The sequence below is a fragment of the Brevundimonas sp. genome, assembly GCF_046295075.1.
In the GTDB taxonomy this organism is placed as follows: domain Bacteria; phylum Pseudomonadota; class Alphaproteobacteria; order Caulobacterales; family Caulobacteraceae; genus Brevundimonas.
This window is the reverse complement of the sequence record NZ_JBKBOC010000004.1, coordinates 32,079-45,051: the sequence shown is the minus strand read 5'-3', so window position 1 is coordinate 45,051 and position 12,973 is coordinate 32,079. Positions and strand designations below refer to the sequence as shown.

Annotated in this window: 13 protein-coding genes; 6 read left to right on the top strand and 7 right to left on the bottom strand. The window is 66.9% G+C overall.

Translation table 11 applies throughout. The features are described from left to right. Positions 1-127: 127 nt before the first annotated feature. Together ACK4MH_RS04805 and ACK4MH_RS04800 are read right to left on the bottom strand one after the other, a co-directional pair. Positions 128-895 carry an EAL domain-containing protein gene (locus ACK4MH_RS04805; protein WP_409715491.1) on the bottom strand — a complete coding sequence of 256 codons (768 nt, stop codon included), beginning with the start codon at positions 893-895 and terminating at the stop codon, positions 128-130. A gap of 68 nt (positions 896-963) precedes the next feature. Continuing rightward, positions 964-1,557, bottom strand: coding sequence for a nitroreductase (locus ACK4MH_RS04800; protein WP_409715488.1), 594 nt, complete (start codon positions 1,555-1,557; stop codon positions 964-966). Positions 1,558-1,602: 45 nt separating this feature from the next. Here ACK4MH_RS04800 and ACK4MH_RS04795 point away from each other — a divergent pair, with 45 nt between their 5' ends. Then, the gene (locus tag ACK4MH_RS04795; RefSeq protein ID WP_409715485.1) at positions 1,603-2,229 is read left to right on the top strand and encodes an NUDIX domain-containing protein; all 627 of its coding nucleotides are present in this window, start codon (positions 1,603-1,605) and stop codon (positions 2,227-2,229) included. A 20-nt stretch (positions 2,230-2,249) separates the two neighbouring features. Then, the gene (gene cysE / locus ACK4MH_RS04790) at positions 2,250-3,077 is read left to right on the top strand and encodes a serine O-acetyltransferase (protein ID WP_409715482.1); all 828 of its coding nucleotides are present in this window, start codon (positions 2,250-2,252) and stop codon (positions 3,075-3,077) included. Positions 3,078-3,086: 9 nt separating this feature from the next. Here cysE and ACK4MH_RS04785 read toward each other — a convergent pair whose 3' ends face one another. Next, positions 3,087-5,162: a TonB-dependent receptor gene (locus ACK4MH_RS04785; RefSeq protein ID WP_409715479.1), complete on the bottom strand. Its 2,076-nt coding sequence runs from the start codon at positions 5,160-5,162 to the stop codon at positions 3,087-3,089. 54 nt (positions 5,163-5,216) lie between these two features. Here ACK4MH_RS04785 and ACK4MH_RS04780 point away from each other — a divergent pair, with 54 nt between their 5' ends. Both ACK4MH_RS04780 and ACK4MH_RS04775 read left to right on the top strand, forming a co-directional pair. Then, positions 5,217-6,416 carry a DUF1624 domain-containing protein gene (locus ACK4MH_RS04780; protein WP_409715476.1) on the top strand — a complete coding sequence of 400 codons (1,200 nt, stop codon included), beginning with the start codon at positions 5,217-5,219 and terminating at the stop codon, positions 6,414-6,416. Positions 6,417-6,501: 85 nt separating this feature from the next. Next, positions 6,502-6,711, top strand: coding sequence for a DUF3126 family protein (locus tag ACK4MH_RS04775; protein ID WP_135195287.1), 210 nt, complete (start codon positions 6,502-6,504; stop codon positions 6,709-6,711). A 68-nt stretch (positions 6,712-6,779) separates the two neighbouring features. Here ACK4MH_RS04775 and ACK4MH_RS04770 read toward each other — a convergent pair whose 3' ends face one another. Next, entirely contained in the window at positions 6,780-7,571 is a 792-nt protein-coding gene (locus ACK4MH_RS04770; protein ID WP_409715473.1) for a LytTR family DNA-binding domain-containing protein, read from the bottom strand. Between the two features lie 90 nt (positions 7,572-7,661). Here ACK4MH_RS04770 and ACK4MH_RS04765 point away from each other — a divergent pair, with 90 nt between their 5' ends. After that, positions 7,662-9,035, top strand: coding sequence for an alpha/beta hydrolase family protein (locus ACK4MH_RS04765; protein WP_409715470.1), 1,374 nt, complete (start codon positions 7,662-7,664; stop codon positions 9,033-9,035). Here the strand turns inward: ACK4MH_RS04765 and ACK4MH_RS04760 are convergent. Beyond that, positions 9,016-9,816, bottom strand: a complete 801-nt coding sequence (locus tag ACK4MH_RS04760) for a DUF4198 domain-containing protein (RefSeq protein ID WP_409715467.1) — start codon at positions 9,814-9,816, stop codon at positions 9,016-9,018. The genes ACK4MH_RS04765 and ACK4MH_RS04760 overlap by 20 nt on opposite strands. Positions 9,817-9,936: 120 nt before the next feature. Between ACK4MH_RS04760 and ACK4MH_RS04755 the strand changes: the two genes are divergently transcribed. Continuing rightward, complete coding sequence (locus ACK4MH_RS04755; protein ID WP_409715464.1) at positions 9,937-10,635, top strand: AIM24 family protein; 699 nt, start codon at positions 9,937-9,939, stop codon at positions 10,633-10,635. Positions 10,636-10,699: 64 nt separating this feature from the next. Here the strand turns inward: ACK4MH_RS04755 and ACK4MH_RS04750 are convergent, their stop codons facing one another. Together ACK4MH_RS04750 and ACK4MH_RS04745 are read right to left on the bottom strand one after the other, a co-directional pair. Next, positions 10,700-10,942, bottom strand: coding sequence for a DUF2164 domain-containing protein (locus ACK4MH_RS04750; protein WP_409715461.1), 243 nt, complete (start codon positions 10,940-10,942; stop codon positions 10,700-10,702). Next, positions 10,939-12,831 carry an ABC-F family ATP-binding cassette domain-containing protein gene (locus tag ACK4MH_RS04745; RefSeq protein ID WP_409715458.1) on the bottom strand — a complete coding sequence of 631 codons (1,893 nt, stop codon included), beginning with the start codon at positions 12,829-12,831 and terminating at the stop codon, positions 10,939-10,941. The genes ACK4MH_RS04750 and ACK4MH_RS04745 overlap by 4 nt, the downstream gene beginning before the upstream one ends. Positions 12,832-12,973 lie beyond the last annotated feature (142 nt).

The following is a 12,973-nucleotide window of genomic DNA, read 5'->3' as shown; positions in this document are numbered from 1 at the left end:
CAGCGGCGCGCGCGAGCGCGAACCTGTCGCGGACTCAGCTTCAGACATCATGCGGCTTAGAGATTTCGCCTTCGGCGCCGCTGGGTCCCCCGGTCTCGCTACGCTCGCCGGAGGATGACGAAAGAGATCAGGCGGTGCGGGCCAGGGAGGCGGCTTCGCGCGGCCATGAGACGGGCGACAGGGCCTCGACCGCCGGCTTGGCCAGCAGATAGCCCTGCATCAGGGTGACGCCCAGGTCGCGCAGGACGTCGTGCTCCGCCAGGGTCTCGACCCCTTCGCAGACCGGTTCGACGCCCAGGTCGCGCAGCATGTTCAGGGTGTTGCGCACGATGGTGCGTTTGACCGGGTCGGTGTCGATGTCGCGGATCAGGGCCATGTCCAGCTTGACGATGTCCGGCTGGAACAGGGCCAGCAGGCCCAGGCCCGCATAGCCGGCGCCGAAGTCGTCGATGGCCGTCTTGAACCCCATGGCGCGATAGGCGCGCAGGATGTTCAGGATGTGGGCGGCGTCCATCGCCTCGCTCTCGGTGAACTCGAAGATGATCCGGTTCAGCGGGAAGTTGGTGCGCATCGCCGCCGCCAGGGTGGCGCGGATGCAGGCGCGCGGCTCATAGACCGCATTGGGCAGGAAGTTGATCGACAGGCTGGCGCCGTCGGCCGTCATGTCCAGACCGGCCGCCAGGTCGATGGCGGTGGTCCGGCACACCTGATCGAAGGCGTAGCGATTGTCGGGCGAGACCTGCGACAGCACCTGGTCGGCGCCTTGGCCGTCCTTGCCGCGCACCAGGGCCTCGTAGGCGAAGACGGTCTGGTTCGCGACATCGACGATGGGCTGAAACGCCATGGTGATCGGCAGGTCGAACCCGGCCCCATCTTTACAACCCACACAGGACATCGGCCCAAACGTCTCCAGTTAAGGCCCTGATGTTAGGGAGGAAAGATTAATATCCGCCACTGCTCCGCTTAGGGCAGACGCGTGACCTTGGCCTTCATGTCTGGGCGGGGGCGTTCCAGCGGCGGCTCGGTCAGGGTTCCGATATGGATGAAGCCGGCGACGGTTTCGCCCTCGGTCAGGCCGAACAGGGCCGTGGCCTGGGGGTCGTAGCTGTACCAGTCGGTGATCCAGCTGGACGCGTAGCCGAAGCCGGCCGCCGCGTGTTCCAGGTTCATGCACACCGCCCCGGCCGACAGCTGCTGCTCCCAGATCGGCTTGGCGGCGGGAACGGGGGTCGAGACGACCAGGATGGTGAGCGGCGCGGCCGTCAGCTTGGCCAGGACCGCCTGATCCTTGGCCGGTCGGTTGTGCAGTTCGGCTAGGACCGCCAGACGCTCGGCGATCTCGGCGCGCGATTGCGGCCCCATGACCACGAACCGCCAGGGGAACAGCTTGCCATGATCCGGCGTGCGGGCGCCCAGGGTCAGGATCTGTTTCAGCTCCGCCTCGGACGGACCGGGCGCGACAAGGGCCTGGGCCGGGGCCGAGCGGCGCGTCGCCAGACGGTCGAGAAAGGCCTGTGACGGAACGGGCAGGGGCAGGGGTTCGTTGAGGGCGACCATGCCGTCTAGCTAGGCTTTCATCCGCGTCTTCGCCATAGGTGGGCCATGCGCAATTCCGACGAACCGAAATGGGCTGAGGGCCTGTCCAAGCCGCCGGCGTGGCGCAGTGACGGGACCGAGACCGTGTTCGACAGCCCGTGGATGACCCTGACCCGACATCCGGCGACGGCGCCGACGGGGCATGAGGCCGACTATGCCGTGGTGCGGTTCAAGAATGTCGGGACCGGCGTCCTGCCGGTGCATGACGACGGCACGGTGACCCTGGTGGGCCAGCAGCGGTTCGCCCTGGCCAACTATTCGTGGGAAATGCCCGAGGGTGGCGCGCCGCTGGACGAGGATCCGTTCGACGGAATCCGGCGCGAGCTGGCCGAGGAGGCGGGGCTGAAGGCCGAGCACTGGCTGCCCGCCCTGAAGGTCGAGATGTCGAACTCCATCACCGACGAGATCGGCATGAGCTGGATCGCCTGGGGCCTGGCGCCTGCGAGCGTTGCGCCGGACCCGACCGAGATCATCTCCGTGGTGCGCGTGCCCTTTCTGGATCTGCTGGACGAGATCGGGCGCGGGACGGTGCGCGACACTCTGACGGTGGCGACGGCCTACAAGGCCTATCATATGGCCCTGAACGGCGAACTGCCCCAGCCGCTGGCGCAGGCCATGCTGGGGCGCGTATGATGAGTGCGAAGGAGCCGGTCATGGCCAAGCTTGAAGTCGTCGCGGAGACCGAAACCGACAGCGTGTGGCGCCAGCTGCGCGCCTCGGCCGAGGCCGCCTCGCGCGAGGAACCGCAATTGGGGTCGCAGATGAATGCGGTGATCCTGTCGCACGACGATCTGGCCGGCGCGCTCAGCTTCCAGATCGCACGCAAACTAGCGGACGGCGAGATGAGCGCCATGTCGGTGCGCGAGGTCTGCCTGTCGGCGTTCAAGGCGGATGCGGCCATCGTCGAGGCGGCCGAGGCCGACCTGCAGGCAGTGGCCGAGCGCGACCCGGCCATCCGCAACCTGTTGCAGCCGTTCCTGTATTTCAAAGGCTTCCAGGCGTTGCAGGGCTGGCGCGTGGCGCACTGGCTGTGGGGACAGGGGCGCGAAACGCTGGCCTTCCACTTCCAGAGCCGGATTTCGGAACTGTTCCAACTGGACATCCATCCGGCCGCGCAACTGGGCAAGGGGCTGTTCCTCGACCACGGCACGGGCATCGTCATCGGCGAGACGGCGGTGGTCGGCGACGACGTGTCGATGCTACACAACGTGACCCTGGGCGGGACGGGCGCCGAGCGCGGCGACCGCCACCCCAAGATCGGCAAGGGCGTGCTGCTGGGCGCCGGGGCCAAGGTGCTGGGCAATATCCACGTCGGCGACTACGCCAAGGTCGCCTCGGGCTCGGTGGTGCTGAAGGACGTGCCGTCGGGCTGCACCGTGGCGGGGGTTCCTGCGCGGCTGGTCAACTGCCCGACCAACGCCGAACCGGCCAGGACGATGGATCACACCCTGGCCGAGGTCGTCTACGACTTCGTCATCTGAGCCGTCGCCTCACAACGCGATCCTGAGTGACGCGCGCACGCTGCGCGGGGCGCCGGGGAAGATCCAGAGCGCGCTGTAGGAGCTGGCGGCGTATCGCTCGTCGAACAGGTTGTCGACCTCGATGCGGGCCGTGACCTGGGGCGTCAGGCCGTATTCCAGAGCCGCCTTGGCCTTCCAATAGGCGGGCAGACGCACAGGATTCAGCGTCAGGGCGCCGGCCCGATCTCCGACATAGGCGGCGCCGGCCATCACCGACCAGGTCGTGCCGTGCGCCGTGGCGAACCGGCCGATGGCGAACAGCGAGCCGGAATGTTCGGGCACGTTCAGCACGGCGTCTGTGGCGAAGGCGCTGTCGTCGGCCGTGGCGTCGGTCCAGCCGTAGTTGGCCACCACCTGCCAGGCGTCGTCGATGCGCAGGGACCCGTCCAGTTCGATCCCGCGCGTCGTCAGCTTGCCGACCGGGGCCAGGAAGTTGGAGTCCACGGGATCGGTGGTCAGGATGTTCGACTTCTCGATGTCGAAGACGGTGGCCGCCAGATCCAGCCCGTCCCAGGCGCCGGCCAGGCCGATCTCGTAACCCTTGCCGTCTTCAGGGGCGAAGCCCAAACCATCGCGACCTGTCCCGGAGTTCAGCACGAAGGACTGGCCATAGCTGGCGTGGGCGGTCAGGTTGTCGGTCAGTCGATAGCGGGCGGCGAAGCGGTATTTCAGCGGGGTATCGCTGGCCTCGCCGACGGCGCCGGTGCGGTTGTTGCGGATGGTCTGGTCGTAGTCGTCGAACCGCAGGCCGGCTAGCAGGCTGAGACGGTCGTTCACCTCCCACAAATCCTGGGCGTAGAGGGTGACGACCTCGCGGGTTTCCAGATTGTCGGTGAAGGGCAGGGGCGTCGGCGGCGTCACCGCGCCATAGACGGGGTTGAAGACGTCGATCGGATAGGGATTGGCGGCGGTCGGATTGATGCGCAGCCACTTCTCGCCATAGGTCAGCTGATAGGCCTTCACCCCGAAGCCGAGGTTGTGGACGCCGAGCCCCGTCTCAACCACGCCGTTCAGCTCCAGACGGGCCGACAGATCCTCCACCGTGAAGTCGCGGCCCCGGCGTTGGCGCCACAGCTGGTCGCCGACCAGGCGGGACTGGTCGCTGGACAGACCCTTCAGCGAGCCGCCGCGCCAGGCGATGCCGCCGTTCAGGCTCCAGCCGTCGTTGATGCGGTATTCGCCGGTGATCTGGTGCCGTTCGTTGCGGAACCGGGTCACGCCGTCGCCCGGCTCGCCATAGTAGTTCGATTCCGGCAGGGCCAGGGCGTCGCCGTCGATCGCCGGCATGCCCCGGTCGAACAGGGTGGTGAAGGTCGTGAACTCGCCCACATAGATCAGGCGAAGGTCGTCATTGGGTCGCCAGGTCAGGGAAGGGGCGATCACCATGCGGTCCAGGCCGACATGGTCGCGCCAGCCGGTGCTGGTCTCGCCCGCGACCACCAGCCGCCCGGCCAGGGTGTCGGTGATGGGGGCCGTCAGGTCCAGTTCGCCGCGCCTCAAACCGAACGAACCGACCGTGGCGGTGAAGGCGGCGCCGGTCGCGAAGCGCGGGGTCTTGGACACAATGTTGACGCGTCCCGCCGGGTCGATGTCGCCGAACAGGGCGCCGGACGGCCCCTTCAGCACCTCGATCCGCTCGGCCGTGGCCGGGTCGCGCGGCGGGGCCATGCCCCGGTTGGCCAGGAAGCCGTCGACGTAATATTCCGCCCCGCCGTCAGGTGTGCCGAGGAAGCCGCGGATGGCGAAGTTGTCCATCACCCCGCCGCGATTGTTCTGCTGGCTGACGCCGCTGACCAGTTCCAGGGCGTCGGCCAGGCGGGTCGCGCCCACAGCCTTGATCAGGTCGTTCTCGATGGAGCGGCTGGACGGCGACATCGCCTCCGTCACCGGCCCGGCGCCCAGGGTCAGGTCGCGCGGCGCCTGACGCCGGCCCAGGACCACGATCTCGCCCACCGTCTGGGGCTCGACCGCCTCGACGGGGGCAGGGGCGGGGGCGTTGGCGGCGACCAGCAGGCACGCGCCGGCGCAGCTCATGAGGAGGGACAAGGCAGACTCCGTTTGAAACGTTATAATGTATCGGCTATCCGCTCCGGCATGACGATGTCAACCACTGCAACGCCTGTTCCCGCCTTCGCCTCTTCGACCGCCGCCCCGATCCGGGCGGGCGGGAGGATCCGATCCGTCGACGCCCTGCGCGGGCTGGTGATCCTGCTGATGCTGGTCGATCACGCCCGCGAGTCGTTCTTCATCCACGCTCAGGTCTCGGACCCGATGAACGTGGAGACGACCTCGCCCGCCCTGTTCTTCACGCGGCTGTCGGCCCATCTGTGTGCGCCCATCTTCCTGGCGCTGACGGGGGTGGGAGCGTGGCTGTATGGTAACAAGCAGGCCCAGGGCGCAAACGGGGCCAGGTCGGCGTCCGACTTCCTTTGGAAGCGCGGCTTGTTTCTGGTGGTTCTGGAACTGACGGTCGTCGGTTTCGGTTGGAGCTTCTCGTTCACGCCGCAGATCATCTATCTGCAGGTCATCTGGGCCATCGGCCTGTCGATGATCGCGCTTGCGGCCCTCGTGCATCTGCCGCGTCCGGCGCTGATCGTCGTGGGACTGGTGATCGTGCTGGGGCACAATCTGCTGGATCCGATCACGATCGCGGCCGGTCAGCCAGGCCATGTGCTCTGGGCTGTGCTTCATGATCGCAGTCTGCTCGACCTGCCCTGGGGCGGACAGGTGCGAACCTCCTATCCTCTGCTGCCCTGGATCGGGGTAGCGGCGCTGGGTTACGCCATCGGGCCGTGGTTCGTGGGCGAGCAGAGGACACGACTGCGGCGACTGGTGCTGACGAGCCTGTGCGCGCTGGCGCTGTTTGTCGTGCTGAGGGCGATCAACCTTTATGGCGATCCGACGCCCTGGGCCGTGCAGGCGACGCCGATCCAGACGGTGATGAGCGTGCTGAACCTGACCAAATATCCGCCTTCGGCCGACTTCCTGCTGCTGACGCTGGGTGTCGGGGCTCTGATCCTGGCGGGGTTGGAGAAGGCGCCGGATCGGCTGGTCGGTCTGTTGGCCGTGTTCGGCGCGGCGCCGCTGTTCTTCTACATCCTGCACATCTATGCGCTGCACCTGTTGAATCTGGCGGCCCTGACCGCCTTCGGTCCCAATCAGGGCGATGGGTTCGCCGTGCCGGGCGTGGCCTGGCTATGGGGGCTGGCGGCCATTCTCGCCGTGCCGTGCTGGTTCGCCTGCCGATGGTTCGCCGGCGTTAAGCGGCGCAGTTCGCAATGGTGGATGCGTTACCTCTGAAAAGGGGAAAATGCGCATCGCCGGTTTCCCTGAACCGCCGATGTCTCTAGGGTCCGCCGCCAACATTCAGACCATGAGGCCCCCCGTGAAAGACACCGACCTGAAGCGCATCGAGGCCCACCTCAAGCGCACCTTCAACACTGGCGGCATCATCCTGAAGGCCCGCCCCAAGCAGAATGACTCGGCCGAAGTCTATGTCGGCGACGAGTTCATCGGCATCGTCTTCGAGGACGAGGACGAGGAAGGCTCGTTCATGTTCGAAATGGCGATTCTGGCCGAAGACCTGCCGGAATAGGCTTTCGTTCTATGTCGTGATCGTCCGGCCCAGACCGGGCGATCACGCACGACCGGCGGGCGGCGCCTCTAGAGCCAACCCGCTTGTTTCAGCACAGGACCATGGGTCCGGCTGACCGGCGCCGTCAGGCCGCCGATGAGGCGTATTTCGCCCGTCCCGCGCCGCCAGCGCACCTCTTGCACCGCATCGGCCGCCACCCACCACGAGCGATGGACCCGCCATCCGTGGGCGCGCGCCAGTTCGTCAAGCGCATCGGCGAACCGCAGGGTGATCAGTTCCGAGCCCGCATCGGTATGGACCCTCAGATAATGGTCGTGCGCCTCGATGGCGATCAGCCGGGCGCCGCGTCGTTTAGCCGACAGCCGCTGCCGGAACGCCGCCTCGGCCTCGGGCAGGGGCGGCACGACGAGGGTGCGGGTCTCGACCCGCGTGGGTGGGCGTCGCCAGACCAAGGCCCTGACCGCCATGGCCGCCAGCATGATGGGCCCGACCTGCCACAGCAGCGGCAGATAGATCGACCAGCGCTGCTCTGCGAACATCAGGTGCTGGGTCACGACAACGAACAGCGTCACCAGCGGCGTGGCGAGCGCCGAGGTCACGGCCACGCGTCTCCACAGGATGGGCAGGCACCGGCCCAGGCTCTCGTCTACGGCGACGGCGATCAGCCCGCCGCCCAGCATGCAGACCATCCAATAGGCATAGCGGCTCGCGAGGGGCGCATTGTCCGAATCGAACGGGCCGAGAAACCCGAGCAGCAGTCCCATGGCGGCGAGCATGACGGCGTCGACGGCCCAGCGTCGTGCGGACTTCGCTCCGATGATGGTCTTCGCTCTGTGGCCCATGCCGTCCCGTTCGCGCACCCACGGCGCCGTTCGCGAAGTTGGGCCTAGCGAGCCGGCGGCGGTGCGGCAATGGCGTTGGGCGAGAACCCAAACCTGATCGGAACATCCATGTCGCAATCCTGGCTCGCCGCCGCCCTGACCCTCATCGTTTCCGCCGTCGCCGTCCCCGCTCTGGCCCAGGCGCCGGGAGCCGATGTCGATGAGCGCCCCGATCCGGCCGTGGTCTGTCATGTCGGCGTCTATCGGCTGGATGACGGCAGTTGGGTGGATGTCGCGCCCTTGGCGGGCAAGGGCCTGAGGTGGCGTCGGCTGGACGGGTCCACATCAAGGATGATGCTGGACGCCCAAGGGCACTGGGTCAGCACCCTGGGATCGACCACCCGCGTCGAAGGCCCGCAGCCTCAACTCGGACCCTGCGACGAGGGCCGGATCGTTTTCGAAGAACAGGCCGGTCGCCGCCTGATCCATGACGAGCGCGAGACCACCTTCGTCGGCCAGGGCGGGACGCATCTGAAGGGGCGGCTGATCCTGCCGCCGGGCGACGGCCGGGTCCCCATCATGGTCGAGGTGCATGGCTCGGAAGGCGCCAATGCGCTGGACTTCAACGCCTTCCAGCGGTTCGCCCCGGCTGAGGGCGTGGGCGTCTTCGTCTACGCCAAGCGCGGCTCGGGCGAGTCCGAGGGGCGCTATACCCAGGACTTCCACGTCCTGGCCGAGGACGCCGCCGCCGCCGTGGTCGAAGCCCGTCGGCTGGCCGGAGATCGGGCGGGCCGGGTCGGCCTTCACGGCGCCAGCCAGGGCGGCTGGATCGCGCCGCTGGCCGCCAGCCTGACGCCGGTGGACTTCGTCACGGTAGGCTTCGGCCTGGCCTATGGGGCGCTGGCGGAGGACAGCGACCAGGTGATGCTGGACCTCAAGGCCAAGGGGCGGGGCGCAGACGTTCTGGCCCAAGCGCGTGAGATCACCGACGTGACCGGCGCCTTCATCGCCTCTCACGGCCAGGTCGGTTTTGCGGGTCTGGAGGCGGTGCGGGCCAAGTATCGCGCCCAGCCATGGTTCGCCGACATCAGGGGCGAGTTCACCGGCTTTTTGCTGAACACGCCGAACGAACAGATCGTCGCCATGGCCCCGGTGCTCGATGTCGGAACCTCGTGGGACTACGACCCGCTGCCGGTGCTGAGCCGCCTGGACGCGCCCATGCTCTGGATCCAGGCGGAGCACGACACCGGCGCGCCGCCTGAAGCCACGCGCCAGCGGCTGATCGCCCTGGCGGCGCAGGGGCGGCCGGTCACCCTGCTGGAATATCCCGACACCGATCACGGCATCGTCCGGTTCGAGACGGCCGTGGACGGCAAGCGCACCGCGATCGGCTATGCGCCCGGCTATTATCAGGCGGTGCTGGACTGGGCGCAGACCGGACGGCTGGACGGCGCCTATGGTGACGGGCGGCTGTTGGCCACGCCTAATCTGCGTGGGCGATGAAGGTCAGGGTGTGGGTATAGCTGCGGTAGGGCGTCGCGGCGCCGGCGGGCGAGGCGACGCGGTGGCGGACCTGGGTCATGTAGGCGCCCGGTTCGGCGACCTTCAGCGTCACCAGGCCCGAAGCGTCGGTGGTCAGTTCGGCCTCGATCTTCTGACCGTCGTACTGGCCGGCTTCGCGAAAGACCGTGACAGCGGCGTTGGCGACCGGCTGGCCGTCGAATAGCAGGCGCAGGGGCGCGTCCTCGCCCGCGACGATATCGTTGGGCTGGATCAGGGGCTGAAGCTCAAGCCCCTGGCCCGAGGGTTTCAAGGCCGCATCGTCGGGGGCGCCGCGCACCACATAGACGTCGGCCGTGGTGATGCTCTGGACGTCGACCAGTTCGGCGCCGGGCGGCGGGGTTTCGTCCTCCTCGCCGACCATCTTCCAGCCGGACGGTGTTTCGTACATCTTGGCTGCACGACCCTCGCGCGCACCGGATGACAGACGATAAAGGCCGTCCACCGGCGTCGGGGCCTCGAACACCGCCAAATCGCGCAGATAGGTCACGGCGGTGATCGGCGTGTCGCCATTGGGTCCGACGATGTGGAAGTGGTCGGAGCGCATGACCACCTCGGCGTTGAAGACGTCCTCTGTGAAGGCGGCCTCGACCGTCACATGATCGCGGTTGGTGGCGTCGAAGACGTTGGGCCGCAGATAGGGCGAATGCGCCTGGGCGGCGCCCGCGCTCCAGACCGCGAGCAGGCTGGCCAGCAGGCCGGCGTGGATGGTGGTTCTGCTCATGATCACACTCCCGTTCGCGCGCATAATATAAGATTGCGAGTCGTTTGCAATATTACGGCTTGCGCGATTGAGAGTTGTTCGCTCAGGCTAAGCTTCTCCAAAACCCTGTTTGAGGTTCCCATGCCCGTGAAAACCGTCGCCGAGTTCGTCGCCGCCTACAAGGAGAAGGACGTCAGCACCGAAGCCTTCGAGCTGGAGAACCAGTATCTGCTGGAGGTGCGGCTGAACGGGTCGGTCTGGGCCAAGTCCGGGGCCATGGTGGCGCGGACAGGACAGGTGAAGTTCACCCGCCAGGGCCTGATGGAGCAGGGTCTCGGCAACCTGCTGAAGAAGGCCGTCAGCGGCGAGGGCATGGTGCTGATGAAGGTGGAGGGGCAGGGGCGCGTCTATCTGGCGGACACGGGCAAGAAGATCACCCTGCTGAGGCTCGACAACGAGACCATCTTCGTCAACGGCAACGACGTGCTGGCGTTGGAAAACGGCGTCAGCAACCAGATCACCATGATGAAGCGCGTCGCGGGCATGATGTCCGGCGGCCTGTTCAACGTGAAGTTGAGCGGCAGCGGCATCGTCGCCATCACCTCCCACTATGACCCGCTGATCCTCAAGGTCAGCGCGGCGACCGGCCCTGTGTTCACCGACCCGAACGCCACCGTGGCCTGGTCGGGAAGCCTGTCGCCGGAGATCGCCACCGACATTTCATTCAAGACGCTGGTGGGCCGCGGCTCGGGCGAGAGCATCCAGATGAAGTTCGCCGGCGAGGGTTGGGTCGTGGTCCAGCCCTATGAGGAAACCTACATGCAGGTCGCCAGCAACTGACGGCGGCGCGAGCGGGGCGCGTGTCGCCCCGCTCGCAGCTTCGCACTGCCGACGGCAGCGATCGTTACCCGAGGCGCTCCAGCCGGTAGAGCGCCTCGACGATGTCTTCAACTTTTTGCTGGACCAGTTGCTGGGCGTCGCGGACCCCGCGATTGTAGAAGGCGCCACCGATCTCCTTGCCGATGAAGTCCAGCAGCATCTCGGCGGGAAGCTGGCCCAGCTCCTGATCCAGCTCGCGGGCGAAATAGTCACGCAGCTTGCCGGTCGCAGCGGCACGTTCGTCCTTCGAGAACTCGATGGGTTTCACCCGGCGACCTCGGCGAGCGCCTCTTCCGCCGCGACCCAGGCGGCCTCGGCCGTCGCGAGGTCGGCTTCGGTCTTGGCGCGCGCGCGGGTCAGGCCCTCCAGGGCTTTCGGATTGTTGACCGAGGCGGTCGCCATGTCGTCGTCGATGCGGGCGATTTCGGCGGTCAGGCGGGTCATGGTCTCCTCCGCCTTCTTGACCGCGTGACGCAGGGTCGAGGGCGAGGGGCCTGATTTCTTGTCGTTCTTGCGATTCTTGTTGTTCTGAGCGGGGGCGGCGGCCGCAGCCTCTTCCTTCTTGATCTGGCTGGGCTTGGATATGGCGGCCTTGGCGCGGTCGAGGACGAATTTGGCGTAATCCTCCATGTCGCCCTCATAGGGTTTTACCGTGCCGTCGGCGGCCAGCCACAGGCGGTCTGCGACCATCTCCATCAGCGACCGGTCGTGGGTGATCAGGATGACGGCGCCGGTGTAGTCGTTCAGCGCATCCAGCAACGCGCGGCGGCTGTCGATGTCCAGGTGGTTGGTCGGTTCGTCGAGGATCAGGACGTGGGGCGCGTCCATCGCCACCATGTTCAGCAGCAGGCGGGCGCGCTCGCCGCCCGACAGGCTGTCGACCGTGGTCTCCTGCTTTTCATAGCCCAGGCCGAACTGGGCCAGTTTGGATCGGCGCGCGCTTTCGGGCGCATCCGGCATGGCGCGGCGAATGATCTCCAGCGGCGTGTCCGTCGGGTCCATCGCCTCGATCTGGTGCTGGTGGAACCAGCCCACGCGCATTTTCCTGTCGCGGTGAAGTTCGCCTTCGGACACATTGAGGGCGCCGGCGATCATCTTGGCGAAGGTGGACTTGCCGGCGCCGTTGACGCCCAGCAGACCGATGCGGTCGTCCAGGTCCATCCGCAGATTCAGGTTACGCAGGATCGGCTTGCCGGTGTCGTAACCGACATTGGCCCGCTCCAACCGGATTAGCGGCGGCGCCAGCGGGCGCGGCGGCGAGGGCAGGGTGAAGGGGGCGACGCGTTCCTCGATGGTGGTGGCCACGGGCTGCATCTTCTCCAGCCGCTTCATGCGTGACTGGGCCTGGGCGGCCTTGGAGGCCTTGGCCTTGAACCGGTCCACGAAGGATTGAAGGTGGGCGCGTTCGGCGTCCTGCTTGGCCTTGGCCGAAAGTTGCAGCCGGGCCTTTTCGGCGCGCGCCTTTTCGAAGGCGTCGTAGTTGCCGGTATAGAGGGTCAGGGTGTGGTTCGCGAGGTGCAGGATATGGGTGCAGACCTCGTTCAGCATCTCGCGGTCGTGGGAGATGATCAGGGCGGTGTGCGGGTATTTCTTCAGCCGCGCCTCAAGCCACAGGGCGCCTTCCAGGTCGAGATAGTTGGTCGGTTCGTCGAGCAGCAGCATGTCCGGCTCGGCGAACAGGGCGGCGGCCAGGGCGACGCGCATGCGCCAGCCGCCCGAAAACTCTGACATCGGTCGGGCCTGGTTCTCCTGGTCGAAGCCCAGGCCGACCAGGATTTCGGCGGCGCGCGCAGGCGCGGCATCGGCGTCGATCTCGATCAGGCGGGCCCAGATCTCGCCCATCTCTTCGGGCGGCGCAGTCTCCAGCCGGCCCAGCAGGGTGTGGCGTTCGACGTCGGCTTCCAGAATGGTGTCGATGACGCTGACGGGGGTGGCCGGGTGTTCCTGATCGACCGAGCCGATACGGGCGGTCTTGGGCAGGCTGATCTCGTCGCCGGCGGCGTGAAGCTCGCCCAGGATCAGCTTGAACAGGGTGGACTTGCCGATGCCGTTGCGGCCGACCAGTCCGACCTTGGCGCCGGGCGGCAGGCTGACGGAGGCGTCCACGAGGAATTTGCGGCCCCAGGCGTTGAAGGTCAGGTCGGTGATCTGGAGCATTGCGACGAAGGTTCTTCGATTGTGCGACATCCCTCAATCGGCAAGTCTGCGTGCGACGTGCGTCAGGGATGCAAAAGGGACAGTTGGAAACTCGGGAGGTCGTCGCTATAAGCCCGCGACACTCAATCTCCCAACAAGAAGT